Origin of the sequence: Bradyrhizobium guangdongense (assembly GCF_004114975.1) — a bacterium.
Classification (GTDB): domain Bacteria; phylum Pseudomonadota; class Alphaproteobacteria; order Rhizobiales; family Xanthobacteraceae; genus Bradyrhizobium; species Bradyrhizobium guangdongense.
Genome location: NZ_CP030051.1, coordinates 7,031,081 through 7,056,871, shown reverse-complemented (window position 1 = coordinate 7,056,871; position 25,791 = coordinate 7,031,081). Strand labels below are relative to the sequence as shown.

Genomic DNA, 25,791 nt, shown 5'->3' with positions numbered 1-25,791 from the left:
GGGCAAAATGCCCTATCCGGTGCGCCGCGACTTGATCCCGATCAAGTCCGCGCGACTTAGAATGCTGCTTCGCACCATCCATCTGCTCCTCGCCGCGCAAACGGGGCGAGGTCGAGACGACGGCTCACGTCGTCCTGAACTGCAGCACGCCGTCCTTGGTCTCGGCCGTCAGCCGGCCTTCGACGATCATGTAGTTGACGTGGGCGACGAGCTCGCCGGCGGCAAAGCCCATCTGGTGCTCGTCCAGCACGTGCTTGTTGAACACCACGGGCACCAGGGCGCGCGAGGTCTGCGGCACCTCTCGGCAGGCTTCCGCGATCAGGCGGCAGCGCTCCTCGTGATGATCGGCGAGCTGCTTGATGCGGGTCTTGAGCCCGTAGAACGGCACGCCATGACCGGGCAGCACCAGGAGGTCATAGGGCAGGGTGGTGGTGAGGCTCGCAAGCGAGGCCAGGTATTCGCCGAGCGAATTCTGGTCGGGCTCGACCGCCCAGACGCTGACGTTCGGCGAGATCTTGCTCAGCACCTGGTCGGCGGAGAGGAACAGCTTGTCGTCGGCGCAATACAGCATCACCTGGTCGAGCGCGTGGCCGCCGCCGGTGATCACCTTGAAGCGGCGTGTGCCGATCACGACCTCGTCGCCATGCGAGATGCGGCGGTAGGACGGCGGCAGCACCGAGACGCGCTTGAGATAATCCTGACCACGACCGAGCAGCTTTTCGGTGAGCGACTCGTCCATGCCGTGGCGGCGGAAGAACAGCCGCTGCGCTTCGCGCCGCTCCTCGGTGCCGCGGTTCTGGTGATAGACCGATTGCAGATATTCGACCTGCGACATCACCAGCGGGCAGTTGAACCGCTCGACGATCCAGCCGGCGAGTCCGACATGGTCGGGGTGCGAATGCGTGACGATCAGGCGCGTGATGGTCACGCCCTTCAGCGGTCCCTCGAACAGCTTGGTCCAGGCCTCGATGGTCTCCTCGTTGCCGAATCCGGCATCGACCATCGCATAGCCATCCCCGTCGGCGAGCAGATAGATGTTCACGTGGTTGAGGCGGAACGGCAATTTCAGCCGCGCCCACAACACGCCGGGACGCACTTCGACGATCTCGTCGTGGCCGGGATGCTGGTCCCAGGGATAGCGCAGGGCCTCGGCGGAGGACTGCACGGTGTCGGTTTTCGCGTTCATGTTACCGGCTTAAACCCAGCGCGGGCGAGGCGCCAGCCGAAAAAGTGCGGGCCGTGGTCTCCGCATGGCGGTCATTCCGCGTGATGTTTTTCCGTGATGTGGGACAATCGTGCCCCGAATTCGGTCACCTCTCCCGCTTGCGGGGAGGTCGGCGCGAAGCGCCGGGTGGGGGCTCGCTCCACCCGGGGACGGTTTCGATGTGCCTCAGATACTCCCAACGCCGAGGCACCCCCACCCTGCCCTCCCCCGCAAGCGGGAGAGGGAGTGGAGTCCCCGTGTGGACGCCGCTTTACGCCGCCCGCATGTTGTTGAGGAACGCGTCGATCTCTCCGCGCAGCATGTCGGCTTCTCGGCGGAGCGCGTCTGACGCACTCAGCACCTCGCTAGCCGCGGCACCGGCTTCGGCGGAGGCGGTGGAGACGCCGACGATGTTGCTGGAGACCTCGCTGGTGCCGCCGGCGGCATGCTGGATGTTGCGGGCGATCTCGCGGGTCGCTGCGCCCTGTTCCTCGACCGCGGCTGCAATGGTCGTGGTGACGTCATTGATCTCGCCGATGATCCGGCCGATGCCCTGGATGGCGCCGACGGCCGATGTCGTGACCTGCTGCATGCTGGCGATCTGGGCTCGGATTTCGTCCGTCGCCTTCGCGGTCTGGCTCGCGAGGCTTTTCACCTCGGACGCCACCACCGCAAAGCCCCGGCCGGCTTCGCCTGCACGCGCCGCCTCGATGGTGGCGTTGAGCGCGAGCAGGTTGGTTTGTGAGGCAATCGTCTGAATCAGGTCGACCACGACGCTGATGCGGCTGGCGCTGTCGGCAAGGCTCTGAACCGTCGCGTCGGTGGCGCCGGCCTCGTCCACCGCCTTCTTGGCGATCGCGGCCGAGGTGACCACCTGCTTGCTGATCTCCTCGATCGAGGACGACAGCTGCTCGGTGCCCGACGACACCGTCTGCACGTTGACCGAGGTCTCCTCCGCGGCGGACGCAACTGCGTTCACCAGCGCGTTGGACTGATCGGCGGTGGTCGACATGCTCTGCGCGGTTGCCTGCATCGAATTGGCCGATTGCGCGAGATTGTCGAGCGCGCCACGCACCGTGCCCTCGAACTCCGCGATCTTGGCTTCCATCTGCGCGGCACGCTCGGCCTTGGCGACGCGATCCTTTTCCTGCTCGCTCGCAAGCGCCCGGGCCTCGATCATGCTGTCGCGGAACACGGTCAGCGTTTCCTTCATCGCGCCGATCTCGTCGTTCTGTCGTGAGCGGACGATCTCGGTGTCGAGGTCGCCGGCCGAGAGCAGCTGCATGGCGCGCTGAAGCTCGCGGATGCGGCGCAGGATGTTGCGGCCGACATAGAGCCAGACGAACAGCGCCGAACCGATCAAGGTGAGGCCGCCCAGGGCCAGCATGGCGGTCGTGGCGAGCGAGATCTCCTGACGCGCCCGGAAGGTCGAGGCGTTGGTCTCCTTCTGCACGCCGTCGACGAGCGCCTGCACGCTGATGCCGAGGCCGACATTGAGCTTGCGGGTCTCGTCCAGGATGGTCTGGCCGTAGTCGATGGAGTCGAGCTCCTTCTGGCGGATCTTGAACACGCCGCTCTTGCCTTCTCCGAAGGCGAACAGCTTCTGCACGGTGTCGCGCACGGCCTGGACCGAGGGAATGTTCGGGAGGTCATCGAGGTTGGACTTGACGCGGTCGCGGGTGGTCTTGAATTCCTTCTCGATCGCCTCGAGCGTATCACTGCTGTTGGCGGAGAGGGCCGCCATCATGTCGGCGGCCATCAGGTTGCCGTTGGCGGAGACGGTCGAGATCTGCGAAACGGTGCGTGCGGCTTCGGTGGCGTCGTCGGCCGACACTTCCGCCGAACCGAGGATCGCGTTGAGGCGCGTTTGCGCGTCCAGCATGGCCGGGCCGGCGGCGCCGACGAAGGACTGTTGGGCCTTGCGCAATGCTTCGTATTGCTTGTCGTGCAGCGCGCCGGTGTCGAGCCGTTCGCGCGCGGCCGAGACCAGGCTCTGCGTGGCCTCGTCGATGCTCTTGGCGGTGTCGCGGAGCGCGCTCGCCGTCTGCTGGTCGGCGCCGAGCTCGATGATTTCGCCGAGCTTGCCCATCGCGAGCTGCTGGATTTCCTTCACGTTCTTGGTGCGCTCGTTCAGCGCATCGTCGGTGGGTGAGGCGAGCAGGCCCGGCCCCTGCGCGGCGAGCGTCGCGCTCTGCGAGGCGAGCTGAAGGCTGGCGGAGAGGCGCGGGATGTCGCGGCCGCTCAGATCCATCATCGTCGAGCCGAGATGGTTGAATACGAAGCCGGCGCCGCCCGCGATCACGAGCCCCATGCCGGCGATCACGGCGAAAGCCGCGAACAGGCTGCCGCGCAGGCCCCATCTCGGCATTTTGAAACGCGGCTTGAGACGGCCAAGGACACGGCCAACGCCCAGACGGATCGCCATCGAAATTCCCCCACACCCGTAATCTTATGTTTTCGTCGCGGAGTATCCCCGGGCCGGGTTAAAAAATCGCAAGTTGCACAAAAGCTTGGCAGTTCCGCAGGGCGAAAAAAGAAAGGGCCGGCAATGATGCCGGCCCTCGGTGAAGCGGTCTCTTCAGGCGCGATCAGTAGCGCGCGACGACCGGGCTTGCCCAGTTGAAGCGATAGTTGAGGCCGGCCTTGAAGGTGTGGTCGTCGGTGGTGAAGTTGCCGGTGCCGACCAGCGGACCTGCCGTGAAGTGCGCGTCGCCGAAATTGTAATACTGGTATTCGGCCTTGGCCGACCAGTTCGGCGCGAACATGTATTCGAGACCGGCGCCGACGGTGTAGCCGTTGCGGTGATCGCCATCGATGATGAAGGCTGCCGGCACGCCGCCGACGGTGACCTTCTCGTTGTTGTCAGAATAGGCGTAGCCGCCCTTCACGTAGACCAGGCCTGGGCCCCAGGTGTAGCCGACGCGCCCGGTGATCGAGCCGAGGCCGCGCTGGTCGTTGGTGTAAGTGCCGCCCGGGAACACCGCGCCGACATTGCCGGAAAGCCAGGAATACTGGGCTTCGGCGCCGACCACGAAGTTCGGATTGACCTGCCAATCCATGCCCGCCTGCAAGCCGCCGAGGAAACGGCCGTTGCCGTTGTTGCCGGTCGAGAGGCCGCTGAAATTGTTGTCGCTCGAGAACGCACCGCCGATATGGCCGCCGATGTAGAAACCGGTCCAGTTGTAGATCGGCGCGACGTAGGCCGGCGCAGCCTTGTTGTAATAGGGGCGGGCGCCGAGATCGGCGCCGATCGCCGGCGCAGCCGCGCCCACAACGAGCAGTGCAACGGTCGCAAACAGAAACTTCTTCATCGTCCAAACTCCAGCACTAAGGTCCCCGGCAGCGCGCTGTCCGCACCGCGTTGGTTTTGCAGATAGCTTGCTTTTGAGGAAAATGCTGTCACACGTGTGGCACAGCAGCGCCTAAGCTAACTTATTGGGCTTCAATTGATTTGCGTGCTTAATGGCGGCTTAAGAAGTGCTGAAGGAAGGCTTAATTCGAGGCGCTTCCGGTAACCTCGCGCACGCATCTCGTTAACCAAGGCGCCGCAACACCTCGTCGCGCATCTGCGCGCGGAACGCCGCGCGCCTGGCCGGCCGCTCATCCTCCCGCACGTCATGACGGTCGAAGATGTCGAACTTCTCCATGATCGGATAGCGCTCGCTGGCCATCGCAAGCACGCGCAGCACCTTGGTCGCCGCGAGCGTCGGCCCGCTCACTTCCCAGCGCCGAATCGTGTCGGCGCCGCCCTTCTCCGGCAAGCCGCACAGCTTCGCCATGTCGGCCGCGGTGAGCGCCTGTCCGAGCACCTCGGACAGGTCGGCGCGCAATTGCTTCAGTTCGGGGCCCGTCATGTCACCTCAAGGCGCGAAGTCGTCGCAGCCTGTAGCGCTGATTCGGGCCGATCCGAAGGCGGCCATGATCGTGGTAGTGTGTCTCTGCCGGTCGAACGTCAGCGAGGGGAACATCATGCCCGTATTCAAGCTGCCCCTGTCGGGGGATGTCGTTCAGTCCATTTATCCATCGTTTTTCAGCCCTGCCGGTGGCCAGTTCGGCCTCATCAACATCACCGTCGGGCAATCTTCGGCACCTGAGGTCGAGAAGGATGTGCTGTCCGATGTTGCGGGTTATGGAAAGCAGATCGGCCGAGTTGCAGATGCGCTGCTCGCGGTCATCGAACATCTGGAGGTGCACGACGGACGTGGGCTTGAACAAGACAAGGCGATCATTGCCTTCAAGGAGCTGATGCATTCGGTCGCGGCGGTGAAGGAGCGCCACGGCCGCACGGCGTCCCGGCCCAAGCGGCGCTGATCGGAGGGCGCCTTCGTGTACCGGCACATTCCTGCGCACACGGAGTTATGAACGGAGGCCTATGGCGTTTCTTTGCTGAATGAACATCTGGATCATAGGCGGTAGCGCAGGAAGGGATCAGTCATGACAACGACCAGGCTCGCCATCGCCGCGCTCCTCACGACCGGACTGCTTGCCGCGCCGATCACGGCTGAGGCAAAGAAGGTCCGTGCGAGCCGGCACTACAACACGAATGTCGTGGCTCCGGCCTATGGCGGCTCCGGCGTGATTGCGGCGCAGCCGAGGCCATCTTACGGCTCGTCAGGACAGACGGTAGGCACGGTCACGGCGCCGTCGATCGGGACATATAATTGGCCGTCGGTCGGCGTCACCAATGCAGTCCCGACCTGGAGCAACACCAATCCGCGGTAAGATGCGGCAAGCGTTGCCAAGCCGCGCCGCGGATTTAGTCTACGCGTCTGTTTCCTGGAAAGACCGATCGACGAGGTCGAACGAGCGCGGCCCTAGATTCCGCGGCCGCTCTGTTGACCGATCACGCACCGCCATCCTGCCAGTCGCTCTGCCGGATGCTGGTTCATCCACTCGGCGAGTTGCGGCGCGCCCATCATGCAGGACTGCACCGAGACCTCGGCGAAGTCGGAGGAAGTGACGAGTTGTTCGTGGCAGCTTCCCGGCGCGGCGAGGCTGCAGAGCACAGCGATGATCTTGATCACGCGAGATTGCTCCCGTCATTTCGGCGCGCGTCGGATCCACTCGCGTGCTCACCGGTCGAATCGTCAGGCGGGAAGATGCTATCGTAGATCGCGCGCGCTTCCTGGATGAGGCGAAGACGCTCGCGCTCGGACTTCGAGACAAACTGAATAATCTGGCCCATATCGGCTCCAATCGATCGTCGGTCCATCATCAGATGATGGAAATCATTTCATACGAATGTGGGGTACCGGCTTCGGCTTTGCAGCCCTGCAGGCGGTCACAGGGGATAAAAAGCCCGTGACCGGTCCGTTCCTAAGACGGGCCGGAATACCGAAACAAAAAGGCTTCATGCAGCGGGCGCGCGTTCCTTCCGCCCTGGAACCGCCGCGAGCAGTTCGCGCGTGTAGGAATGTTCCGGCGCTCTGAAGAGTTGCACCGTCGGCTTCAGCTCGACGACGGCGCCGCGCTGCATCACCGCGATGCGGTCGCAGATTTGAGCCGCGACCCGCAGATCGTGAGTGATGAACAGCATCGAAAGGCCGAGCCGCGCCTTGAGATCTTCGAGCAGCCTCAAGACCTGCGCCTGCACGGAGACGTCGAGTGCGGAGACGGCTTCGTCCGCGACGATGACCTCGGGCTCGAGCGCGAGCGCACGCGCAATCCCGATGCGCTGACGCTGGCCGCCGGAAAATTCGTGCGGATAGCGTTCGAGCGCACCGGCGTCGAGGCCGACCATCTTGAGGAGATCGCGGGCGCGGTCGAATGCGATCTTCGGATCGAGGCCGGCCGCGATGGGGCCATCGGCGATGATGTGGCCAACCTTGCGGCGCGGATTGAGCGAGGCAAACGGATCCTGGAAGATCATCTGAATGCGATGGCGTTCAGTGCGCAACGCCTTGCCAGAAAGAGACGTGAGATCGGTGTCGCCGATCCGCACCGTGCCACGGTCGGCTTCGATCAGTCGCATCACGAGCCGGGCGACCGAGGATTTGCCGGAGCCGGATTCGCCGACGAGCCCGAGCGTCTCGCCCTTGAGGATGTCGAAGTTGACCGCGCGGGCGGCCTCGACGCGGCGGTCCTCGCGAAACCAGCCGCCCGAAGTCACGTAGGTCTTGTCCAGCCCGATCACCTCGACGGCTTTGGCCTGATCGTCCAGCGCCGCGCGCGCCGGCGGATGCATCGAGGGCACCGCGGCGAGCAGCGCCTTGGTGTAGTCGTGCTGCGGTTCGCTGAAGACGGTCGCGGCAGGGCCTTCCTCCACGACCTTGCCGTGGCGGAGCACCACGACCTGGTCGGCGATGTCGGCAACGACGCCGAAATCATGAGTGATGAACATCACCGCCATGTTGCGGTTGCGCTGGAGATTGCGGATCAGCTTCAGGATCTGCGCCTGCGTGGTGACATCGAGCGCGGTGGTCGGCTCGTCCGCGACCAGCACCGCCGGCTCCAGCGCGAGCGCCATCGCGATCATGGCGCGCTGGCGCTGGCCCCCGGAGAGCTGGTGCGGATAGGCGCGCACGATGCGTTCGGGGTCGGGCAGGCCGACTTCCCGCGCCAACGACAGCGCTTTGGCGCGCCGCTCCTTCGGCGTCAGCAGGCCGTGGGCCTCGAACATCTCCGCCATCTGGTCGCCGATCCGCATCAAGGGATTGAGCGCGGTCATCGGCTCCTGGAAGATCATCGCGATGCGGCGGCCGCGCAGATCGCGCCAGCCGTCGTCGTCGAGCTTGAGCAGGTCTCGGCCTTCGAATTGGATCTCGCCGGAGGTGACGGAAACCGTATCCGGCAGCAAGCCCATCAGCGCATGCGCGCACATCGACTTGCCGGAGCCGGACTCGCCGACGACGCAGACGATCTTGCCGGGGCGCAAATCGAACGAGACGCCATCGACGGCGAAGGGACGTTCGGCGCCCTTGGGCAGTGCGATCTTCAGGTTGTTGATCGAGACGGCGGCAGGGGCGGTCATTAGTGTCCCTCCCGCGACAGGCGCGGATTGAGCGCGTCGTTGAGGCCTTCGCCGATCAGGTTCAGCCCGAGCACCGAGATCAGGATGGCAACGCCGGGAAACACGGTGATCCACCAGGCCTGGCGTATCACCGTGCGGCCGGCGCCGACCATGTAGCCCCAGGAGATCAGGTTGGGATCGCCGAGGCCGAGGAAGGACAGCGAGGATTCCAAGAGGATCGCGGTTGCCACCATCAGCGAGGCCAGCACTATCACCGGCGACAGCGCGTTGGGCAGGATCTCGCGCAGGATGATCCAGCTGTTGCTTTGCCCGGTGACCACGGCGGCCTGGACATATTCGCGCGTGCGCAGCGACAGCACCTCGCCGCGCACGAGGCGTGCGACCGGCGGCCAACTCACCACGGCGATCGAGGCCACGATCGAATAGATCGAGGGCTGCAGGATCGCGACCAGCACGATCGCGAGCGCAAAACTCGGAATGGTCTGGAAGAACTCGGTGAAGCGCATCAGCGCGTCGTCGACCTTGCCGCCGAAATAGCCGGCCATGGCGCCGATCGGCACGCCGACCACCAGCGCGACCAGCGTCGAGACGAGGCCGACCAGCAGCGACACGCGTGCGCCGAAGATCATGCCGGCGAACACGTCGCGGCCGAGTGCGTCGGTGCCGAGCGGCACGGCGGCGAGCGTGAATGGCGGCAGGAACGGCCGCTGCACCATGCGCCAGGGCGAGTTCGGAAACAGCAGCGGCCCGAATACCGCGACCGATATCGCGAGCAGGAGGATGATGAGGCCGATGACGCCGCTCGGGCTCTTCAGCATCGATGTCCAGAACTGTTTCATGCGGCGAATTCGATGCGTGGGTCGACCAGGCGATAGATCAGGTCGGTGATGAGGTTGAAGATCAGCACCATGACCGAGCAGGTCACGAAGACGCCGAGCAGCAGATTGTAGTCGCGCTGCAGCAGTGCGTCGTACATCAGGCGCCCGATGCCGGGCCAGGCGAACACGGTCTCGGTGATGACGGCACCGCCGATCAGCGTGCCGGCATGGACGCCGGCGAGTGTCACGACAGGGAGGAGCGCGTTGCGCAACACGTGGCGGCGCTGGATCACGGCATCGGAGAGGCCCTTGGCGCGGGCGGTCTTGACGAAATCTAGCCGTTTCACCTCCAGCATCGAGGCGCGGGTCATGCGGGTGTAGGTCGCCATGAAGAACAGCCCGAGCGTCATCGCCGGCATGATCAGGTGCTTTGCGACGTCGATGACATGGGCAAAGCCGGTGAGGTTGGCGCCGACGGTCTCATAGCCGAAGCTCGGCAGCCAGTCGACGGTGACGGAGAACAGCAGAATTCCCATCAGCGCGACCCAGAAGATCGGCATGGCGTAGAAGATCAGCGCAAAGATGGTGATGCCGGTGTCGAGGAAGGTGCCGGCGAAGCGTGCGGCGAAGGTGCCGAAGACAACGCCGAGTGCTAGCGAGATCGCGAATGCCGTCAAGGTCAACAACAGCGTCGCAGGCAACCGTTCCGCGATCAGCTTCGCCACCGGCGCCTGCTGGCGGAACGAGAAGCCGAGATCGAGGGTCGCAATGCCCTTGACGTAGATGAAGAGCTGCTCGGGCAGCGGCTTGTCGAGGCCGAACTTTTCCCGGAGCTGCTTGACGAACACCTGGTCGCTGGCCCCGGCTTCGCCCGCCATCACGACCGCGGGGTCACCGGGCGCAAGCCGTATCAGGAAGAAATTGAGGACGACGATCGCAAGCAGAACGATCGCGCCTTTCAGGACACGCTGAGTGACGAAGGAGAGCATCTTAGAACTAGGTCAATTTTGCCAGAGTGTCGCCGCGGCGACGGTGCGCTCCCTCTCCCGCTTGCGGGGGAGGGCTGGGGTGGGGGTGCCTCCGCGAATAGGGTCCCCGAGTGGAGAAAGCCCCCACCCGGCGCTTCGCGCCGACCTCCCCCGCAAGCGGGAGAGGTGCACCGTCCTTGACGTTCGACCGCAAACGACAACTCACTTCTCGAGCCATGCGTCTTTGAAGCCGTCGTTCACCCCAATGCCCGTGGTGATCAAATTCTTGACCTTGCAGCGGGTGATGGTCGGGAATTGCAGCTCGAGCATCCAGGCCACCGGCACGTCCTCGACCAGGATCTTCTGCGCCTTCTCGTAGATCTCCTTGCGCTTGGAATCGGGCGTTGCGACCGCGCCGTCTGCGAACAGCTTGTCGATCTCGGGGTTGGAGTAGCCCTCGACGTTGTTGAACACCTGGCCCTTCGCGATGGCGCTGGAGACGTAATTGCGCCCCACCCCGAGCGCGGGATCGCCGTACTGGTAGAGATAGGTGAAGGCGATGTCGTAATCCCAGTCGCCGATCTTCTGGTTGCCGCCAGCGACGTCGGTCGAGATCGTCTCGATGTTCATGCCGACATCCATCAGGTTCTGCTTCACGGCTTCACCCCAGCGCTGCCAGGTCTCGCCATAGGCGAGCGGCAGCAGGCGGATCTTCTCGCCCTTGTAGCCGGCTTCCTTCAGCAGCGCCTTGGCCTTGGCCGGATCGTATGGATATTTCGGCACGTCGTCGGTGTAGTACTTGATGGTCGAGGCCGAGGGCCCGGTTGCGACCTTGCCGAGCCCGTTCCAGATCACGTCCTTGGCGAAATCGCGGTCGATCGCATACATGATCGCCTGGCGCACCCGCTTGTCGGCCAGCGGGCCCTGACGATTGTTGAGCCACAGCCAGGCCAGCGGCGAGAAGAACTCCCAGCCGGCCCCGGTGACGCAGGTGTCCTTCAATTTGGACAGCCGCGGCACGTCGAAATTCTCGACCGAGCCGCCGGGCAGCACGTCGACCTTGCCGGTCTCGTACGCCACCGAGCGCGCGGCAGCGTCGGGGATGACCTGCCAGTAGATCTCGTCGATATAGGGCTTGCCCTTTTCGTAATAGTTCGGGTTCTTGACCAGCCGGATGAACGAGCCCTTCTGCCATTCCTTGAACATGAAGGGGCCGGTGCCGACAGGTGCGTTGTTGTACGGATTGGTCTTCCAGTCGGTGCCTTCATAGAGATGCTTCGGCACCATCGGCATCGAGCCGACCTCGAAGATGCCGAGGAACGGGCCGAACGGCTGCTTCAACGTGAAGACGACGGTGTAATCGTCTGGCGCCTCGACCTTTTCGACCTGCGCGAGGTTGTTGCGGGCGCGCGCATGCGTCTGCTTCAGCATCTCGACCGAGAACAGCACGTCGGCGGCGGTGAAGGGCTTGCCGTCATGCCAGGTGACGCCCTTTCGAAGCTTGAAGGTGTAAGTCTTGGCGTCCTCGCTGACGCTCCAGCTTTCGGCGAGCTCCGGCTGCGGCTCGAGCTTGGGGCTGTAGCGCAGGAGCCCCTCGAAGATGTTGCCCGACACCATCTGGGTCGGGCCGTTCTGGATCATCGCAAGCATCAGGCCGGGCGGCTCGGGCTGGATCACGGCGTTGATCACGCCTCCCGTCTTCGGCTCTTGCGCCAGCGCCGAGGCCGTGAGGCCGCAAGCGAGGAGGAGACCAAGCAACACTCGTTTCGACATGTCGTATCTTTCTCAACCGTGACCAGCCGTCAGCGCTTCGCGACGTCCTCGCGCGCGAAGCGACGGCCGGCCCATCCCAGTCCCCATCCGGGCGCGAGGCTCACACGGTCCCGTTCCGCGCCGCAAGATGAAAGTCTCGACAGTGTCCGCACAAAAAATGTACAGCGCGTCCGGTTTTCACTTGATTCATTGTCTCGTCATGGAGACAAGTCGGCGCATGGACAACGCCACACGCTCCGAACGATCCCGCAATGCTGCGCTCGAAGCAGCCATCGCGATCATCGCGCGCGATGGACCCGGCCGGCTGACGCTCGATGCGATTGCGCGTGAGAGCGGTCTGAGCAAGGGCGGCGTGATGCACCAGTTCCGCACCAAGGAGGCGGTGCTGAAAGCGCTGCTCGAGCGGCAGATGGCGCATTTCGAGGAGTTCTCCTCGGCCTATATGGCGAAGGTGAGCGCGACCTCGCCCAATCCAAATCTGGCAACCCAGCTCGCGACCGTGCGGGAAGCGGCAACTTCGCCGAATTCCGCTGCACTGGCGCTGGTTGCGGCCATAGTCGAGAATCCCGGCCTGATGGCGTTGCCGCGCGAGCGCGAGATGAAGAGGATGGCCGCGATCAGGGAAGAGGCCGCCGATCCTGATCTCGCGATGCTGCGCTGGGCTGGGGCAATCGGATTACTGTTGAGCTCATTGTTCGGAATGTCGCCGCTCAACAGAGATGAGCAGCAGCGGCTTTTCGCGCGCCTGGCCGACGACGCGCAATGGCACGGTCTTGAACAGTCTCGGGCGAAGCGTCCCGCCAAATCCGGCGCCGCATCGACCGCGAGAGCTGCAAGCCGGCGCAAGCGCGCCTGAATCGTTAACGAAGTCCTGCCGATCCCTGCCCAAAGTCGCGCCTGCGACCAAATGGCATCGGTTCATTTCCTTATTTACAAACCAACTGGTCGGTTTATAAGTGAAGTCACTGAGACGGCCCTGAGCGTCCGACATGGCCCCGGACGACGCCTTGGGTCGGCAAAGGTGAGCGTCGCAGCCGCGTCTGGTCCCGCACGCGGCTGCGGTCGCGCCTCGCCTGTCGAGAAGCTGAAAGAGGAGTTTAAAAATGGATCGCTCGATCGCCCTGCGCGGTCTGGGAACGCTGGTGCTTGGCACGGTCCTGGCCGGCTGCGCCTCGGTCGCACCCGTACGTTATTCAGAGTTGGCTTCATCGGCCTACCTTGCGGATGATCGTTCGGATGCCTCCGGTCGCGTACCCTACCGCTACTCCACGTCGGTCGACTGGCGCTCCTATCGTAAAGTGATCCTCGAACCGGTCGTCGTGTATCGTGGCAAGGATCACCAGTTCGGCGACATGTCCGACCAGGACAAGGCGACGCTTGCCGCCACCATGCAGACCCGCTTCGCCGAGCGGCTGCGCAGCCGCTTCGCGCAGGTGCGCGAGCGGGGGCCGGAGACGCTGCGGATCAGGTTGACGCTGACCGGCGCGGTCACCAACACGCCGGTGCTCGGCACACTCTCCCGCTTCGACATGGCGGGCGCGGTTTACAACGGCGTGCAGGCCGCGCGCGACGGCGAGGGCATGCTGACCGGCTCGGTGATCTACAGCGTCGAGATTTTCGACGCTTCGACCACGCGTCTGCTCTCCGCCTACGTCACCAGGCAATATCCCGGCGCCTACGACATCAAGGCCAGCGTCGGCGCGCTGGCGGCCGCCAATGCCGGTATCGACAAGGGCGCCGATGCGCTGATGGCGCAACTGAACTGACGTCGCGATCGATCCTACAAAAGGTGCTGCTGATGAACATCCTCCTTCGTTTCGTGCTGCGTGTCGCCGTCACCATCGCGATGATGGCCTTTGACGGCCGCGCCGGCGCCGCCACGCCCGTCGACCCCAGCGGCACCTGGCTGGTCGAGGACGGCCGCGCCCGCATCAGGCTCGAGCGTTGCGGTCCGTCGCGCGACCGCATCTGCGGCTTCATCGTCTGGATGAAGGAGCCGGCCGACAAGCGCGGACAACCCTATCGCGACAAGGAAAACCCCGATGCCGACAAGCGCGCCCGCGCGCTGTTCGGCCACCAGCTGATCATGGGCTTGCAGGCGACGCCTGACGGCCGCTTCGCCGGCGAGATCTACAATGCCGAGGACGGCAAGACCTATGCAGTCTCGCTCTGGCGCGAATCCGCCGATCGCCTCAAGCTCAGGGGGTGCCTAATCAAGTTCCTGTGCCAGACTCAGGCCTGGCAGCAGACGCTCGACGTCCAGCCCGGCCAGCTGATCGGCCTCACCGGCGATCTCAACGGCCCCCGCGCCGACAAGGAATGGGCGCACGTGCCGCCGCCGAAGCCGACCCAGGTCAAAGCCAAATAAGGCTCAGCAGGTTTTCAGCGCCTCTTGCAATTCACGCAGCGCGCTGGCGAGCAGCTCGCGATGGGCGATGTCGTCCTTTGGAATCGCAGCGACGCTGCCTGCGAGCTCGCGCAAGATGCCGGCGAGCAGGCCGAAGTTGATGTGCAGGTGCACCGACTTGCGCACGTCCTCGGTCCCGGGACGCTCGAGCACGAGTGCCACGCCGTTGCCGTCGAGATGTGCCTCGAATCGCGATGAATGCTCGAAGGTGCCGACATAGAATTTGTCGGGATATTCGAGCGCGATTTCTGCCTTGTCGGGAACCGGCTTCGTCATGGGGGCCTCTTCGATTCCACAACATCTTGGCTGGGAATAAACCGACCTGCCTTGCGATAGGTCAGAGGCCGGCCCGGATTTGATCCGGATCAAAGCCAAGCCGTCCCTTTTGCGATCCGATGTCAACTGGCGCACGGGGAAGCCGCGCCCTGTCCGTTTTCGCGGGAGGCAAGACGACCGATGGACATCCAGGCCACCAACAATCCTGCGGGCGGGGAGGATGCCGTCGAGCCAGGCCTGCTCTCGGACGATGGGGCCAAGCATTGCCTGCAAATGCTGAGCGATGCCGGCCTGCGCCCGACCCGCCAGCGTCTTGCGCTCGGCAAACTGCTGTTCCTGCGCGGCCATCGCCATGTCACGGCGGAGAGCCTCTACGCCGAGGCGGTGGCGGCAAACGCCTATCTGTCGCTAGCGACCGTCTACAACACGCTGAACCAGTTCACCGAGGCGGGCCTGCTGCGCCGGATCGCGGCCGACGGAATCAAATCGTTCTTCGACACCGACACGTCAGTCCATCCGCACTTCTATCTGGAGGGCGAGGATCTGCTGGTCGACGTCGCCGGCGGCCTTGCCTTCAGCAAGATGCCGGTTGCGCTTCCCGGCCACGAGATCGCGCGGCTCGACGTCATCATCCATCTGCGCCGGAAGCGGATGTAATGGCGGCGCTGGTGACGAGCGCCTGCTCGGAGCCCCGGAGCTGCGCAAGGTCCCTGTTCTCGGCGGCATGGATCTGCGGCTCGATCGCCGCGACGATCCGCGCGGTGATCTCGTCCTGCACGGCGAAGACGTCGGTGAGCTCGCGGTCATAGCGCTCGGCCCAGAGGTGGCCGCCGGTGGTGGCGTCGTTGAGCTGCGCGGTGATGCGCACGCGGTTGTCAACCTTGCGCACGCTGCCCTCGACGATGTAGCGCGCGCCGAGCTCTTCGGCGATCTGCTTGATGTGGACCGCGCGCCCCTTGTAAGTGAAGGACGAATTGCGGGCGATCACGATGAACCAGCGCTGCTTCGACAACGCGGTGAGGATGTCCTCGCTGATCCCGTCGCCGAAATAGTCCTGGGCGGGATCGCCGCTCATGTTCTCGAAGGCGAGCACGGCAATGCCTGGACGGTCCGTCGCGGCACGCGCCGAGCTCGGCGCGGCTTCGGCCTGCGCACGCCTTCTTGCGACTTCTTCACGGGCCTCGCCGACGAAGCGAAAACCTTTCCGCGGGATCGTCCTGATCAGCCGCTGCGTCGTGCCGTCGTCGCCGAGCGCCTTGCGCGCGGCATTGATCCGGCTGTTCAGCGCCGAATCCGAGACGATGCGGTCGCTCCAGATCTGGCTGATCAGGTCATTCTTGCTGACGACGCGGCCGCGCTCCGCGACGAGGTAAAGCAGCAGGTCGAATACCTGCGGCTGCAGCGGCACGGCCGTCCCGGCGCAGGTCAGCTCGCGCAAATCGCCGTCGAGCACGTTGTTCTCAAAAAGAAATCGCACGTTTCTGTCTCAAGCAAAAATCATAGCCGTGTCAGGCGAAAATCAACCGTCCGCGAAAGTCTTCAGCCATTCGCGCAGGCATGGTGCAGCGACCCATGAGGTGCCGACGCTTCGGCGCAACGGAGCTGCCTATGACTCAAATTGATCATCAGATTCATTCCCTGCGTCCCGACGCGTCGGGCTCAAAAGCTTTCAAGATCATCGCGTTCCTCTACGGCATTGCCGCCTATCTCGTGTTTTTCGTCACCATTCTCTACGCCATCGGCTTCGTGACGGGGCTGGTGGTGCCGAAGACCATCGACATGGGAACCGACACACCGGCGGCTGAAGCCTTGATCGTCGATCTGCTGTTGATGACGCTATTCGCCGTTCAACATAGCGTGATGGCGCGCCAGGGCTTCAAGGCGTGGTGGACGCAGTTCGTCCCCAAGCCGATCGAGCGTTCGACCTATGTGCTGTTCGCGAGCCTGTCATTGCTTCTCCTGTTCTGGCAGTGGCGTCCGCTGCCGCCGCTCGTATGGGACGTCGCCAATCCGGGTCTTGCCGTGACGCTGATCACGCTGTCGTTTGCGGGCTGGCTGCTGGTGTTCACCTCGACTTTCATCATCAATCATTTCGAACTGTTCGGATTGCATCAGGTCGCCAACCATCTTGCCGGCAAGCGGGCCGAGCCGCCGCGGTTCAAGACGCCGCTGCTCTATAAATTCGTCCGTCATCCGATCTATCTCGGCTTCATCATCGCTTTTTGGGCGGCGCCGACCATGACCGCAGGCCATCTGCTGTTCGCGGCCGTGACCACGGCCTACATCTTCGTCGGCATCGCGCTGGAGGAGCACGATCTCGTCGCTCTCTTTGGCGACGAATACCGGCAGTACAAACAACGGGTGTCGATGCTTATTCCCTGGCGAAAGTCGGTGTAACATTCGCGCGCCTCCGCCGCGTCCATCGAAAGGAGGATGCGGCACCGAGGCACAGAGGAAACGGCCAATTCAAAAAGACTCATAAACGGAGATCACGATGACACATGTCGGGAGTTGTTTCTGCGGCGCGGTCGCGCTCGAGGTCACGGGGGAACCCGAGGCGATGGGATATTGCCATTGCCGGTCCTGCCGCTCCTGGTCAGGCGGCCCCGTGAACGCGTTCAGCCTGTGGAAGCCCGAGGCGGTGCGCGTTACCCAAGGTGCGGAGCATATTGGGACCTATGCCAAGACACCGCTCAGCCAGCGTCAATTCTGCAAGAAGTGTGGTGGTCATCTCATGACCAATCATCCGCCGCTGGGGATGATCGACGTCTTCACCGCCACGATTCCGACGCTCAAATTCGCACCCGGCGTTCACGTCAATTATAGCGAGACGGTGCTGCCGATACGGGACGGCCTGCCCAAGCTGAAGGATTTCCCCGCCGAGTTCGGCGGCAGCGGCGAGATGATGCAGGAGTAGAGGGCGCGAGGCTGACGCCCCAACGCAAATCCACCCTGTCCCGTGAGGGAGCAGGGTGGATGCAAATTCAAGAGAACTCGATCACGTGCTCAAGCCGCCATTCGTCGGCATGGCTTGTCTCGCTATGGGCAAGGATGGCGCCTGCCATCCTTGCCCAGGTACAGGCCCGTATTCGGGTTGTAGGATCGGTAGCGCTGCATGCAGTATTGGATGTCGCCTTCCGGCGGCGGTCCGTAGGCAGCGGGCGGCGGCGGATAGCCCGGTTCATAATAATAAGGCGAGCCATAATAATAGGGCGCCGCAACCGCGCCGCCGATGATCGCGCCGGCCGCAAGTCCGCCGACGAAGGCGCCGCCGCCCCAGCCCCAGCCGCGATGTCCGTACCAGCGCACCTGCTCGAACCGGCCGGGCGCCGATTGTGCCATCGCGAGCGGCTGTCCGATCGGCGCAGCCGACGCCGAAGTCAATGTCGCAGCCGACAGGCCTGCCAGCAGGCAAGCTCCAGCGACCAGGCGAAACGATTTCAACATTGTGGTCTCCTCGTCATGCGGCGGCATTTGCGCCGCCTGACGAGTGATAATGTAGTGGAGCGGTGCACTGAATTAAAATTTGGACAGGATGGTGGGTGCCTCATGCGCGCGCCTTGTACGCCGTCGTTCGAGGAGCGAACGCGGAAGCCATCCGACCGCCCTTTGTGAAGACAGTCCTCACCGAAAAATGACCTCGGTCCCGGGCCCGCCAACGCTGGCTGGACACCGGAATCGGCAACGCGTTGAAAACCAAACCGGGTGAAACTGCGTATCTTTCACGGTTCGCAAGACGCTCGCGCACTTGTGTCCCGTGATGCTAGACTTAAATTGAATGAGAGATTTCGACAGAGGGCCTCGCATGACCGATCAACGCAATTCCAACACGTCCATCGATCCCGTGAAGCTCGACCGGCTGGCCGAGGTGGCGGTGAAGGTGGGGCTGGGCTTGCGGCCGGGACAGGACCTTCTCCTGACGGCGCCCGCGATCGCATTGCCGCTGGTGCGCCGGATCGCCGTGCACGCCTACAAGGCCGGCGCGGGCATCGTCACGCCGATCCTCTCCGACGAGGAGATGACGCTGGCGCGCTACCGCTACGGCCAGGACAACAGCTTCGATCGCGCCGCCAACTGGCTTTACGAGGGCATGGCGAAGGCGTTCTCGGACAACACGGCGCGTCTTGCCATCGTCGGCGACAATCCGATGCTGCTCTCGGGCGAGGATCCGTCCAAGGTGGCGCGCGCCAGCAAGGCCAATTCCATGGCCTACCAGCCTGCGCTGGAGAAGATCGTCAATTTCGACACCAACTGGAACATCATCGCCTATCCGAGCCCGTCCTGGGCCAAGCAGGTCTTCCCGAACGATTCGGAAGACGTCGCCATCGGCAAGCTGGCGGATGCAATCTTCGCGGCGTCCCGCGTCGACCGCGAGGATGCGATTTCGAATTGGGCGAGCCACAATGCCGTGCTGCGCGAGCGCACCAACTGGCTCAACGGCCAGCGCTTCCGCGCGCTGCAATATTCGGGTCCCGGCACCGACCTCACCATCGGGCTTGCCGACGGTCATGAATGGGAAGGTGGCGCCTCGTCCGCCAAGAACGGCATCAGCTGCAACGCCAACATCCCCACCGAAGAGGTCTTCACCACGCCGCATTGCCGGCGGGTCTACGGCCATGTCGTGAGCTCGAAGCCGCTGTCTTATCAGGGCACGCTGATCGACAACATCGCGGTGCGCTTCGAGGACGGCAGGATCGTCGACGCCAAGGCCTCGCGCGGCGCCGAGGTGCTGAACAAGGTGCTCGACACCGACGAGGGCGCGCGCCGGCTCGGCGAGGTGGCGCTGGTGCCGCATTCCTCGCCGATCTCGCAGAGCGGGCTGTTGTTCTACAACACGCTGTTCGACGAGAACGCAGCCTCGCACATCGCGCTCGGCCAGTGCTACTCGAAGTGCTTCGTCAACGGCGCGCAGCTCACGCCGCAGCAGATCGCCGCGCAAGGCGGCAACCAGAGCCTGATCCATATCGACTGGATGATCGGCTCGGCCGAGACCGACATCGACGGCATCCTGGCCGACGGCAGCAAGGTGCCGGTGTTCCGCAAGGGCGAGTGGGCGAAGTAGCGTCCTTCACCTCTCCCCGGTGGGGAGAGGTCACATCTCACGCGGCCGCGTTGCGCAGCATCGGGTTGTTGTCGATGCTGAAGCGGTTGAACAATGTGGTGAAAGGGCTGCCGTCGGTGGCGCGCACGATGGCGTCGGAAGCCGCGACCGCCTCGTAGAGCCCACCGATCGGGTCGTCTGCCTCGGGGAGGCCGAGGCGTTCGCGGATTCCCTCTCGCGCCGCGTTGACGTCGTCCTCGTCCTCGCGTGTCGCCTCAAGCGCACCTGCCGCCCGCCGCATCTCCGCGAGGTCGCCGCCGGCGGAGAATTTGAGGATGTCGAGCCAATAGGGGCGGGCGACGACGAGTTGGACAAACGCCTCGAAACTTTCGGCCATAATGCCTGCGCGCCCCTCCGACGAGACGTACAGCACTTTTTGCGACGGCAGCAGCACGAAGGCGCCGCCCGAGCCGTCGATGCCGATTTGCCGGGGACTTTCGACGCCATCGATCGTGAACCAGGGCTCCTCGTCCGGCGCGAACGAGACCTCGAGGCGGCCGAGCCAGGCTACGACCTCGCTGTCGGCTGTCAGCAGCTCTGGGGTCAGGGGCATCGATCGGGCTCCTTATGGTCGCTTTCGCGCACTTTGTCGCACCCGGGAAAAGAAGGGTTCATGTGCGCGAATTTGCAGGGGAAATCTCCACGTTAACCGCTTCGCATCTGCAACTTGCGGCTGATTGTTGGGGCCTGCGTAAGAAAGAATTAAAAGCCGGCTACTAGCGTTCCGACATCTTTCGAAACAATCCGGGGCGAGACCCGGCCATATATATTGTATCCCCTGGGGAAGCAGATGTCGCGCTCGTTGATTGAAATTGGTAGTTGCAACGTGGATCTGGAGCTGCGGCCGATCGAGCCGGCCTGGATCATCGAGGGCAATCCGGTCTCGCGTTCGCACATCCTTTCGACCAGCTCTGACGGCACCGCCTCGACCATCATCTGGTCCTGCACCGAAGGCCGCTTCAACTGGTACTATGATTTCGACGAGACGATCATGATCCTGGAAGGATCGATCGTACTCGAAAGCGACGGGCTGCCGCCGAAGCGCTATGGCGTCGGCGACGTCGTCTTCTTCCGCGACGGCGCGCACGCCAAATGGCATGTCGAAGGCCACGTCAAGAAGATCGCCTTCTGCCGCAAGACCAATCCGGCCGTGATCGGCTTCATGGTCCGCGTCGTCAACAAGTTGAAGCGGATGTTCGTCTCGCCCGGCGAGCGCCGTCCCGCGACCCTCATGGGTGCCGGCTAACTCCATTCAAGGACGCTTCCCAGCGGCCACGACGGAAGAGGGGGCGGGATCAACATCCCGGCCCCTTTTTCAAATTGTGCCTGGCGGTCGCTTCCTGGCGATCTCGTCAGCTTGTGCGCCGCATCGCCCTGACATCCACCGCCAGCCGCCAATCGCTTGCCGTGGCAGGCTTGACCTCGCCGAGCCAGTGAAAGGCATCGTCGGCGATTTCCGTAAAGCTCCAGCGCGTGAGATCGCCTCCGTCGGTCGTGCCCTCCTGTACGATGTCCTCGCCGTGCGGACGACCGATTTGCTGGCGGAATACGCAGCGTCCCGGATCGAACCATGAAATCCGCCACGCCGAGATGGATGGATCGTAGACGCGCAGTGTCGTGCCGTACCAATTGCCGGCGACGGGAAAGGCGGGGCTGCCCGCAGGGCGCGGAATGATCCAGACGTCCTGGACGGCGCGGCCCTCCAGCACCCAGCCGAAATGGATTTCGCCCGGCGCGATGTGCTTCGTTCCATCAGCGCCGTGGGCGGTGATTTCGGCATCCCAATCGCCGACGAAGCGGCCGTAAAGCCGAAGCGCCGCCGCGTGCTCGGGATGGGGTCCGTTCGCGTGCAGCCATCTTGCAAATTCGGTCATGTCGATCTCCCGTTGCCACGGAGATCAGCACAGTCGGCCGACGACCGACTTGGAGAAAATTGCGTCAGACCCCGTCGAGGATGATCACGGTCGGCGTCATCGGCAGCGTATCCCGCGACATCCGCAAGGAGCGCTCGGTACGGCGGTCGATCTCGAATTGCTGGCCGATACGGTGCATGAACTCGTCGAGCGGGGTGGCGAAGCGGTGCATCGGCAGCACCACGGAGGCGCGTAGGCGCTTGGTGATCTCCGAGATGCCGTCGAGCGACATGGTGTAGGTGCCGTCGATTGGCACCATCACGATGTCGAGCCGACCGATCTGGGCGAAGTGGCTGTCGTCGAGCTTGTGGTGCAAATGGCCGAGATGGCCGATGCAGAGACCCGCGACCTCGAAGATGAAGATTGAATTGCCGTCGCGGATCATGTCCGCGCCGGAATCGTCACCGAAATAGCGGCGGATGTCGGTCGTGACGTTGCGGATGAAGGTGTCGCCGACCCGCTCCGACACCACAGCCGGTTTGCCGTCCTCGCCCCAGCCGTGCAGCACGTGCGGGATGCGCTTGTCGGGATTAAGAGAATAATGAGTGCTGTGGGCGCGGTTCATGGTGACGACATCGGGCAGCCGGCCAACCTGGTAGGCGCCGCTGTAATCGGTCGCGATGCGGACCCCGCCGGGCGTGTCGATGAAATAGGTGGAATGGCCGGCATAGGTGATCTCGACCTCGGCCGCTGCGGCCGCTTGCCGGAAGGAGACCGGCATGACGCGGGGCGCGGCGTTCGCCATCGCCAGACATTCGCTACGCTGAGGCGGCTGCTGGGCGAACGCTGGTGAGAGACATGCGCTCAACAGCGCAAATGCCGCCGAAATGAATTGCCGCATAGATCCATCCCCGATGACTTCAGGGAAAGTCTAGCGTGCTACCCACCGTGTCGCCAACAGGACGCGATCAATAGCGCGTCACTGTCGCACCCTTGCTACTCCCGCCTCGGGCTGAACTTCCACGTCATCGCCAGCAGGCCAGCGGTGATCAGGCCGCTGACGATGCCGGCGGTCGGCAGCGTGAGCAGCAGCGCGGCGGTGGCGGCCCAGCCGATCGAGGAGAACGCTTCGGCGAAGGTGGCAAGGCGCGACGAGGTCTGGCGGCGGCGGAATTGACTGCGTCGGGCCTGGACGCGGAACCAGAGCTGGATCGCGGTGGCGGAAGCCGCGCCGACGATGATCATGACGGCCTTGATGACAGCCTGGAACAGCGAGGCGAAAACCAGCGCCGCAACCAGTGGGCTGAAGATGGCGGTGATCGCGATCAGCACCACCTCGATCTTGGCGCGGGTCACGCTGGACGATGTCAGCGGCGCGGTCGCGACCAGATCGGGTGCGTCCTCGCCCGAGATCGTCAACCAGGCCAGCCCGCCGGCGAGCTGACCCGCGGCCATCACGATCACAGGTGTGATCAGCGTCAGCGCCACGGAGCTGTCGCCAAAGCTGCGCCACAGCAGCAGCGTGGGCGGGACCAGATAGAGCAGCTGCATCAGGGTTTGCGAGATCAGCCAGGGATCGCGCCAGAGCAGCACGAATTCCTTGCGCCGCAGCGCCTGCTGCCGCGAACCGCCGCGGAACGCACGCTCCCTCGCGCGCTTGCGGCTGGATGTGCCATAGGCGGCTGCGTCGATCGCGGTGTCGGCGAAGCGGCCCGAGAAGATCGCCATCACGCATCCGAGCAGCACCAGCCCGAGCGCCAGCAGAAGCAGCAGCGCCGCGCTGTCGCCCATGGTCGCCCGCGCCGGCCACCACCAGATGCTGTCGACCTCTGGCGCGTGGGCGGCCAGGGTGCCGGAGGTGAGGATGGTGAAGCGCGACAGCGTGCCATAGGAGATGATCGCCGCCACCTGCAGCGCGATTACGAAGCCGGCGCCGATGACCGCGGCCAGGATCTGGGCGACGAAACGCGTCCGCGCCGGGCCGATCAGGCGAAACAGCAGGATGGTGACGGCAATCGCGACCGCCGCGGCCGACAGTCCCATCGCAATGACGACGCCGAAGGCGCTGAGCCAGCGCGGCCCGCCGCCGATCACCAGCACGTCGATGAAGGGCGTCGAGAACAGCAGTGCCATCAGCGTGACGCTGAGCGCGATCGCGGCGATGCGCACCGAGAACAGATTCGCCAGCGTCGCCGGCGAAGACATGATCAGGTCGAGATCGGCGCGGGCATAAAACACCCGCGTCACCGATTCGATCGCCTGCGATAGCATCAAGGTCCAGGCCAGCAGGATGGTCGCCGAGATCACGATCAGCGAGGATTTGTCGAGCGGCAGCTGCAGATCGGCGAAGCGGCCGATCACGGCCCAGGCCGGCACGTGCAGTAGCGCGGCGAAGAATATCAGCCCGACCACCGCGGCGCGGGCACGCCGGCGCCGGCCGCCCGTCATCATGGCGAACCATTCGCGCCAGGCGAGCCTGAGTTCGTGACGGGCAAACCAGGAGAGCGCGGTCGCCGAGCTCATGCCGCGTCCTGCAGCGTCACCAAAGCGATGAAGAGATCTTCCAGGCTGGTGTCGGCGTGGCCGTTCTGCTGACGCAGCTCCGTGAGTGTGCCCTCGGCAACGAGACGTCCCACCGCGATCACGCCGATGCGGTCGGCCATCCGCTCGGCGACCTCGAGGATATGCGTCGTCATGATGACGGTGGAGCCGGCGCGGACGCGGTCGCCGAGCAGTCCCTTCACATGGCGGGCCGAAACGGCGTCGAGCCCTGTCAGCGGTTCGTCGAGGATGATGAGGCGGGGGTCGTGCACCAGCGCGCCGGCGAGAGCGACTTTCTGGCGCATGCCCTTGGAAAAGCCCTCGCAGCGCTCGTGCCGGTGCGGTTCGAGCCCGAGCGAGTTCAGGAGCTCCTCGGCGACCGGTTTCGAGACCGAGGGTGCGATGCCCCAGAGGCCGGCGACGAATTCGAGATATTCGAGCGGGGTGAGCTTGTCATAGATCATGGGTTCGTCGGAGACCCACGCCATCACCTGCTTGGCCGCGACGGGATTGGCGAGCGCGTCGATCCCGAAGATCGAGACCGCGCCGTCGTCGGGCCTGAGCAGGCCGGCAACCATGCGCAAAGTGGTGGTCTTGCCGGCCCCATTGGGGCCGACCAGCGCGTAGAATTCGCCGGCACGAACGGTGAGATCGAGGCTATCGACCGCCAAACGGTCAAAACGCTTCGTTAACCCTCGGAGTTCGAGCGCCGAGCTGTCCGGCTTCATGACGGCCACACTAACAGGTTTTGCATCGGTCGCGACCATGACCTGAAGATGTTTCGACCCCGTGAATCGCGCGGCCGCAAATTCCGGTCTCCATGTTGGACTAAAGGCAGGACACTCCAGAAGTCACCGTTTGTTGACAGCGCTTTGCGGTTCAGGCTGAATTGGCGCCGGGACAAATAGCGCTCACGCAGCGAGACGACTGCGTAGCGGCTGGACACAAGATGCGGCGATGCGGTCGTAAGAACCGCAGGTTGCATCGGGAGGACGCGGCGATGCTGGATTTCGTTCAGCAGCTGGTCAGCGGTGTTGCGCTCGGCTGTGTTTACGGCCTGATCGCACTCGGCTTCGTGCTCGTCTACAAGGCCACCGAGGTCGTCAATTTCGCCCAGGGCGATCTGATGATGCTGGGCGGCTTCTTCGCCTTCACCTTCATCGGCATGATGGGCCTGAACTACTGGGTCGGCTTTGCCGGTGCGGTGGCGGCGATGGCGCTGTTCGGCATGCTGGCGGAGCGGATCGTGGTGCGGCCGATTCTCGGCTATCCGCAATTCTCCATCATCATGGCCACCATTGGCCTCGGCTATTTCCTCCGTTCGGTCGCCGGCATGATCTGGGGCACCGACGATTTCAAGATCGACACGCCGTTCAGCCAGGGCGTCTTGCGGATCGGCTCTCTGGTGCTGGCCTATGACAAGCTCTCGGTGATCGCGGCGACGATGATCCTGTGCACGCTGCTCTGGCTGTTCTTCAACAAGACCACGCTCGGCACCGCGATGCGTGCCAGCTCCGAGAACATGCTCGCGGCTTATTACATGGGCATCCCGGTCAAGCGCGTGGTGTCGATCGTCTGGGCGATCAGCGCGGCGGTCGCGACCTGCGCCGGCGTGCTGCTGGCGCCGATCACCTTCATTCATTCCAATGTCGGTCTCGTGCTCGGGCTGAAGGCGTTTCCGGCCGCGGTGCTCGGCGGCTTCGGCTCGATTCCCGGCGCGGTCGTCGGCGGCGTGCTGATCGGTGTGATCGAGAGCATGGCCGGGTTCTATCTGCCGGAGGGCTGGAAGGACGTCGCGCCCTACATCGTGCTGCTCGCCGTGCTGCTGCTCAAGCCCGAAGGCCTGTTCGGCCTTCACGCCCGCAAGAAGGTCTGAACGC

At 64.1% G+C, this 25,791-nt stretch carries 27 protein-coding genes and 1 pseudogene; 11 read left to right on the top strand and 17 right to left on the bottom strand.

What is annotated here, in order from left to right; genetic code table 11:
• Positions 1 to 124: 124 nt before the first annotated feature.
• The 4 genes from X265_RS33795 to X265_RS33780 all read right to left on the bottom strand — a co-directional run bounded on the left by X265_RS33795 (position 125) and on the right by X265_RS33780 (position 5,058).
• Complete coding sequence (locus tag X265_RS33795) at positions 125 to 1,186, bottom strand: MBL fold metallo-hydrolase (RefSeq protein ID WP_128968755.1); 1,062 nt, start codon at positions 1,184 to 1,186, stop codon at positions 125 to 127.
• 289 nt (positions 1,187 to 1,475) lie between these two features.
• The gene (locus X265_RS33790; RefSeq protein ID WP_128968754.1) at positions 1,476 to 3,629 is read right to left on the bottom strand and encodes a methyl-accepting chemotaxis protein; all 2,154 of its coding nucleotides are present in this window, start codon (positions 3,627 to 3,629) and stop codon (positions 1,476 to 1,478) included.
• A gap of 163 nt (positions 3,630 to 3,792) precedes the next feature.
• A complete protein-coding gene (locus X265_RS33785) occupies positions 3,793 to 4,515 on the bottom strand; it encodes an outer membrane protein (RefSeq protein WP_128968753.1) in 723 nt (240 codons plus the stop codon).
• Between the two features lie 222 nt (positions 4,516 to 4,737).
• Positions 4,738 to 5,058, bottom strand: a complete 321-nt coding sequence (locus tag X265_RS33780; protein ID WP_128968752.1) for a hypothetical protein — start codon at positions 5,056 to 5,058, stop codon at positions 4,738 to 4,740.
• Here X265_RS33780 and X265_RS33775 point away from each other — a divergent pair.
• Positions 5,057 to 5,515, top strand: a complete 459-nt coding sequence (locus tag X265_RS33775) for a hypothetical protein (RefSeq protein WP_244659428.1) — start codon at positions 5,057 to 5,059, stop codon at positions 5,513 to 5,515. The two genes, X265_RS33780 and X265_RS33775, sit on opposite strands and share 2 nt — an antisense overlap.
• A gap of 123 nt (positions 5,516 to 5,638) precedes the next feature.
• Positions 5,639 to 5,926 (top strand): hypothetical protein, encoded by a 288-nt coding sequence (locus X265_RS33770; RefSeq protein ID WP_128968751.1) that lies wholly within the window; start codon positions 5,639 to 5,641, stop codon positions 5,924 to 5,926.
• 92 nt (positions 5,927 to 6,018) lie between these two features.
• Here X265_RS33770 and X265_RS33765 read toward each other — a convergent pair whose 3' ends face one another.
• From X265_RS33765 to X265_RS33745, 5 genes are all read right to left on the bottom strand, one after another.
• Complete coding sequence (locus X265_RS33765) at positions 6,019 to 6,228, bottom strand: hypothetical protein (RefSeq protein ID WP_128968750.1); 210 nt, start codon at positions 6,226 to 6,228, stop codon at positions 6,019 to 6,021.
• A gap of 326 nt (positions 6,229 to 6,554) precedes the next feature.
• Positions 6,555 to 8,174, bottom strand: a complete 1,620-nt coding sequence (locus X265_RS33760) for an ABC transporter ATP-binding protein (RefSeq protein WP_164938920.1) — start codon at positions 8,172 to 8,174, stop codon at positions 6,555 to 6,557.
• Positions 8,174 to 9,013, bottom strand: coding sequence for an ABC transporter permease (locus X265_RS33755; RefSeq protein ID WP_128968748.1), 840 nt, complete (start codon positions 9,011 to 9,013; stop codon positions 8,174 to 8,176). Before X265_RS33755 ends, X265_RS33760 begins: the two co-directional genes overlap by 1 nt.
• Positions 9,010 to 9,981 carry an ABC transporter permease gene (locus X265_RS33750; RefSeq protein ID WP_128968747.1) on the bottom strand — a complete coding sequence of 324 codons (972 nt, stop codon included), beginning with the start codon at positions 9,979 to 9,981 and terminating at the stop codon, positions 9,010 to 9,012. The genes X265_RS33755 and X265_RS33750 overlap by 4 nt, the downstream gene beginning before the upstream one ends.
• 201 nt (positions 9,982 to 10,182) lie before the next feature.
• Complete coding sequence (locus tag X265_RS33745) at positions 10,183 to 11,733, bottom strand: ABC transporter substrate-binding protein (protein ID WP_128968746.1); 1,551 nt, start codon at positions 11,731 to 11,733, stop codon at positions 10,183 to 10,185.
• 217 nt (positions 11,734 to 11,950) lie between these two features.
• Between X265_RS33745 and X265_RS33740 the strand changes: the two genes are divergently transcribed.
• The 3 genes from X265_RS33740 (at position 11,951) to X265_RS33730 (ending at position 14,101) form a co-directional block, all read left to right on the top strand.
• Positions 11,951 to 12,589 (top strand): TetR/AcrR family transcriptional regulator, encoded by a 639-nt coding sequence (locus X265_RS33740; RefSeq protein WP_128968745.1) that lies wholly within the window; start codon positions 11,951 to 11,953, stop codon positions 12,587 to 12,589.
• A 247-nt stretch (positions 12,590 to 12,836) separates the two neighbouring features.
• The gene (locus X265_RS33735) at positions 12,837 to 13,499 is read left to right on the top strand and encodes a DUF3313 domain-containing protein (protein WP_128968744.1); all 663 of its coding nucleotides are present in this window, start codon (positions 12,837 to 12,839) and stop codon (positions 13,497 to 13,499) included.
• Between the two features lie 32 nt (positions 13,500 to 13,531).
• Positions 13,532 to 14,101, top strand: a complete 570-nt coding sequence (locus X265_RS33730) for a DUF2147 domain-containing protein (RefSeq protein WP_128968743.1) — start codon at positions 13,532 to 13,534, stop codon at positions 14,099 to 14,101.
• A gap of 3 nt (positions 14,102 to 14,104) precedes the next feature.
• Here X265_RS33730 and X265_RS33725 read toward each other — a convergent pair whose 3' ends face one another.
• Positions 14,105 to 14,416 carry a hypothetical protein gene (locus X265_RS33725; protein ID WP_128968742.1) on the bottom strand — a complete coding sequence of 104 codons (312 nt, stop codon included), beginning with the start codon at positions 14,414 to 14,416 and terminating at the stop codon, positions 14,105 to 14,107.
• Positions 14,417 to 14,596: 180 nt separating this feature from the next.
• Between X265_RS33725 and irr the strand changes: the two genes are divergently transcribed.
• On the top strand, positions 14,597 to 15,073 hold the full coding sequence (gene irr, locus X265_RS33720) for a Fur family transcriptional regulator Irr (RefSeq protein WP_128968741.1): 477 nt from the start codon (positions 14,597 to 14,599) through the stop codon (positions 15,071 to 15,073).
• Positions 15,074 to 15,128: 55 nt separating this feature from the next.
• Here the strand turns inward: irr and X265_RS33715 are convergent.
• Positions 15,129 to 15,893: pseudogene (locus X265_RS33715) on the bottom strand (winged helix-turn-helix domain-containing protein); the annotation flags it as partial.
• A 131-nt stretch (positions 15,894 to 16,024) separates the two neighbouring features.
• On the opposite strand from X265_RS33715, the gene mddA reads away from it, so the two are divergent.
• Both mddA and X265_RS33705 read left to right on the top strand, forming a co-directional pair.
• Positions 16,025 to 16,813: a methanethiol S-methyltransferase gene (mddA, locus tag X265_RS33710; protein ID WP_128968740.1), complete on the top strand. Its 789-nt coding sequence runs from the start codon at positions 16,025 to 16,027 to the stop codon at positions 16,811 to 16,813.
• 97 nt (positions 16,814 to 16,910) lie between these two features.
• Positions 16,911 to 17,333 carry a GFA family protein gene (locus tag X265_RS33705; RefSeq protein WP_128968739.1) on the top strand — a complete coding sequence of 141 codons (423 nt, stop codon included), beginning with the start codon at positions 16,911 to 16,913 and terminating at the stop codon, positions 17,331 to 17,333.
• Positions 17,334 to 17,455: 122 nt separating this feature from the next.
• Here X265_RS33705 and X265_RS33700 read toward each other — a convergent pair whose 3' ends face one another.
• Positions 17,456 to 17,863: a BA14K family protein gene (locus tag X265_RS33700; RefSeq protein ID WP_128968738.1), complete on the bottom strand. Its 408-nt coding sequence runs from the start codon at positions 17,861 to 17,863 to the stop codon at positions 17,456 to 17,458.
• Positions 17,864 to 18,221: 358 nt separating this feature from the next.
• Here X265_RS33700 and X265_RS33695 point away from each other — a divergent pair, with 358 nt between their 5' ends.
• Positions 18,222 to 19,478 (top strand): aminopeptidase, encoded by a 1,257-nt coding sequence (locus tag X265_RS33695; RefSeq protein ID WP_128968737.1) that lies wholly within the window; start codon positions 18,222 to 18,224, stop codon positions 19,476 to 19,478.
• A 37-nt stretch (positions 19,479 to 19,515) separates the two neighbouring features.
• On the opposite strand, the gene X265_RS33690 is transcribed toward X265_RS33695, so the two are convergent.
• The gene (locus X265_RS33690) at positions 19,516 to 20,070 is read right to left on the bottom strand and encodes a hypothetical protein (RefSeq protein ID WP_128968736.1); all 555 of its coding nucleotides are present in this window, start codon (positions 20,068 to 20,070) and stop codon (positions 19,516 to 19,518) included.
• A 237-nt stretch (positions 20,071 to 20,307) separates the two neighbouring features.
• On the opposite strand from X265_RS33690, the gene X265_RS33685 reads away from it, so the two are divergent.
• Positions 20,308 to 20,763, top strand: coding sequence for a cupin domain-containing protein (locus X265_RS33685; RefSeq protein WP_128968735.1), 456 nt, complete (start codon positions 20,308 to 20,310; stop codon positions 20,761 to 20,763).
• Positions 20,764 to 20,869: 106 nt separating this feature from the next.
• On the opposite strand, the gene X265_RS33680 is transcribed toward X265_RS33685, so the two are convergent.
• The 4 genes from X265_RS33680 to X265_RS33665 form a co-directional block, all read right to left on the bottom strand.
• Positions 20,870 to 21,391 (bottom strand): hypothetical protein, encoded by a 522-nt coding sequence (locus X265_RS33680; protein ID WP_128968734.1) that lies wholly within the window; start codon positions 21,389 to 21,391, stop codon positions 20,870 to 20,872.
• Between the two features lie 64 nt (positions 21,392 to 21,455).
• Positions 21,456 to 22,271, bottom strand: a complete 816-nt coding sequence (locus X265_RS33675) for an MBL fold metallo-hydrolase (protein WP_128968733.1) — start codon at positions 22,269 to 22,271, stop codon at positions 21,456 to 21,458.
• A gap of 95 nt (positions 22,272 to 22,366) precedes the next feature.
• Positions 22,367 to 23,893, bottom strand: coding sequence for a permease (locus X265_RS33670; protein WP_128968732.1), 1,527 nt, complete (start codon positions 23,891 to 23,893; stop codon positions 22,367 to 22,369).
• Complete coding sequence (locus X265_RS33665; RefSeq protein ID WP_164939073.1) at positions 23,890 to 24,639, bottom strand: ABC transporter ATP-binding protein; 750 nt, start codon at positions 24,637 to 24,639, stop codon at positions 23,890 to 23,892. The genes X265_RS33670 and X265_RS33665 overlap by 4 nt, the downstream gene beginning before the upstream one ends.
• 272 nt (positions 24,640 to 24,911) lie before the next feature.
• Between X265_RS33665 and X265_RS33660 the strand changes: the two genes are divergently transcribed.
• Positions 24,912 to 25,787 (top strand): branched-chain amino acid ABC transporter permease, encoded by an 876-nt coding sequence (locus X265_RS33660; RefSeq protein ID WP_128968730.1) that lies wholly within the window; start codon positions 24,912 to 24,914, stop codon positions 25,785 to 25,787.
• The last annotated feature ends 4 nt before the right edge of the window (positions 25,788 to 25,791 follow it).

Coding starts and splice junctions, on each gene's coding strand:
- X265_RS33785 (WP_128968753.1), bottom strand. CDS start 4,515: ATGAAGAAGTTTCTGTTTGCGACCGTTGCACTGCTCGTTGTGGGCGCG.
- X265_RS33675 (WP_128968733.1), bottom strand. CDS start 22,271: ATGCGGCAATTCATTTCGGCGGCATTTGCGCTGTTGAGCGCATGTCTC.
- X265_RS33705 (WP_128968739.1), top strand. CDS start 16,911: ATGACACATGTCGGGAGTTGTTTCTGCGGCGCGGTCGCGCTCGAGGTC.
- X265_RS33695 (WP_128968737.1), top strand. CDS start 18,222: ATGACCGATCAACGCAATTCCAACACGTCCATCGATCCCGTGAAGCTC.
- irr (WP_128968741.1), top strand. CDS start 14,597: ATGGACATCCAGGCCACCAACAATCCTGCGGGCGGGGAGGATGCCGTC.
- X265_RS33770 (WP_128968751.1), top strand. CDS start 5,639: ATGACAACGACCAGGCTCGCCATCGCCGCGCTCCTCACGACCGGACTG.
- X265_RS33775 (WP_244659428.1), top strand. CDS start 5,057: ATGTCACCTCAAGGCGCGAAGTCGTCGCAGCCTGTAGCGCTGATTCGG.
- X265_RS33660 (WP_128968730.1), top strand. CDS start 24,912: ATGCTGGATTTCGTTCAGCAGCTGGTCAGCGGTGTTGCGCTCGGCTGT.
- X265_RS33730 (WP_128968743.1), top strand. CDS start 13,532: ATGAACATCCTCCTTCGTTTCGTGCTGCGTGTCGCCGTCACCATCGCG.
- X265_RS33740 (WP_128968745.1), top strand. CDS start 11,951: ATGGACAACGCCACACGCTCCGAACGATCCCGCAATGCTGCGCTCGAA.
- X265_RS33760 (WP_164938920.1), bottom strand. CDS start 8,174: ATGACCGCCCCTGCCGCCGTCTCGATCAACAACCTGAAGATCGCACTG.
- X265_RS33755 (WP_128968748.1), bottom strand. CDS start 9,013: ATGAAACAGTTCTGGACATCGATGCTGAAGAGCCCGAGCGGCGTCATC.
- X265_RS33690 (WP_128968736.1), bottom strand. CDS start 20,070: ATGCCCCTGACCCCAGAGCTGCTGACAGCCGACAGCGAGGTCGTAGCC.
- X265_RS33795 (WP_128968755.1), bottom strand. CDS start 1,186: ATGAACGCGAAAACCGACACCGTGCAGTCCTCCGCCGAGGCCCTGCGC.
- X265_RS33790 (WP_128968754.1), bottom strand. CDS start 3,629: ATGGCGATCCGTCTGGGCGTTGGCCGTGTCCTTGGCCGTCTCAAGCCG.
- X265_RS33745 (WP_128968746.1), bottom strand. CDS start 11,733: ATGTCGAAACGAGTGTTGCTTGGTCTCCTCCTCGCTTGCGGCCTCACG.
- X265_RS33665 (WP_164939073.1), bottom strand. CDS start 24,639: ATGAAGCCGGACAGCTCGGCGCTCGAACTCCGAGGGTTAACGAAGCGT.
- X265_RS33780 (WP_128968752.1), bottom strand. CDS start 5,058: ATGACGGGCCCCGAACTGAAGCAATTGCGCGCCGACCTGTCCGAGGTG.
- X265_RS33700 (WP_128968738.1), bottom strand. CDS start 17,863: ATGTTGAAATCGTTTCGCCTGGTCGCTGGAGCTTGCCTGCTGGCAGGC.
- X265_RS33750 (WP_128968747.1), bottom strand. CDS start 9,981: ATGCTCTCCTTCGTCACTCAGCGTGTCCTGAAAGGCGCGATCGTTCTG.
- X265_RS33680 (WP_128968734.1), bottom strand. CDS start 21,391: ATGACCGAATTTGCAAGATGGCTGCACGCGAACGGACCCCATCCCGAG.
- X265_RS33735 (WP_128968744.1), top strand. CDS start 12,837: ATGGATCGCTCGATCGCCCTGCGCGGTCTGGGAACGCTGGTGCTTGGC.
- mddA (WP_128968740.1), top strand. CDS start 16,025: ATGACTCAAATTGATCATCAGATTCATTCCCTGCGTCCCGACGCGTCG.
- X265_RS33670 (WP_128968732.1), bottom strand. CDS start 23,893: ATGAGCTCGGCGACCGCGCTCTCCTGGTTTGCCCGTCACGAACTCAGG.
- X265_RS33725 (WP_128968742.1), bottom strand. CDS start 14,416: ATGACGAAGCCGGTTCCCGACAAGGCAGAAATCGCGCTCGAATATCCC.
- X265_RS33685 (WP_128968735.1), top strand. CDS start 20,308: ATGTCGCGCTCGTTGATTGAAATTGGTAGTTGCAACGTGGATCTGGAG.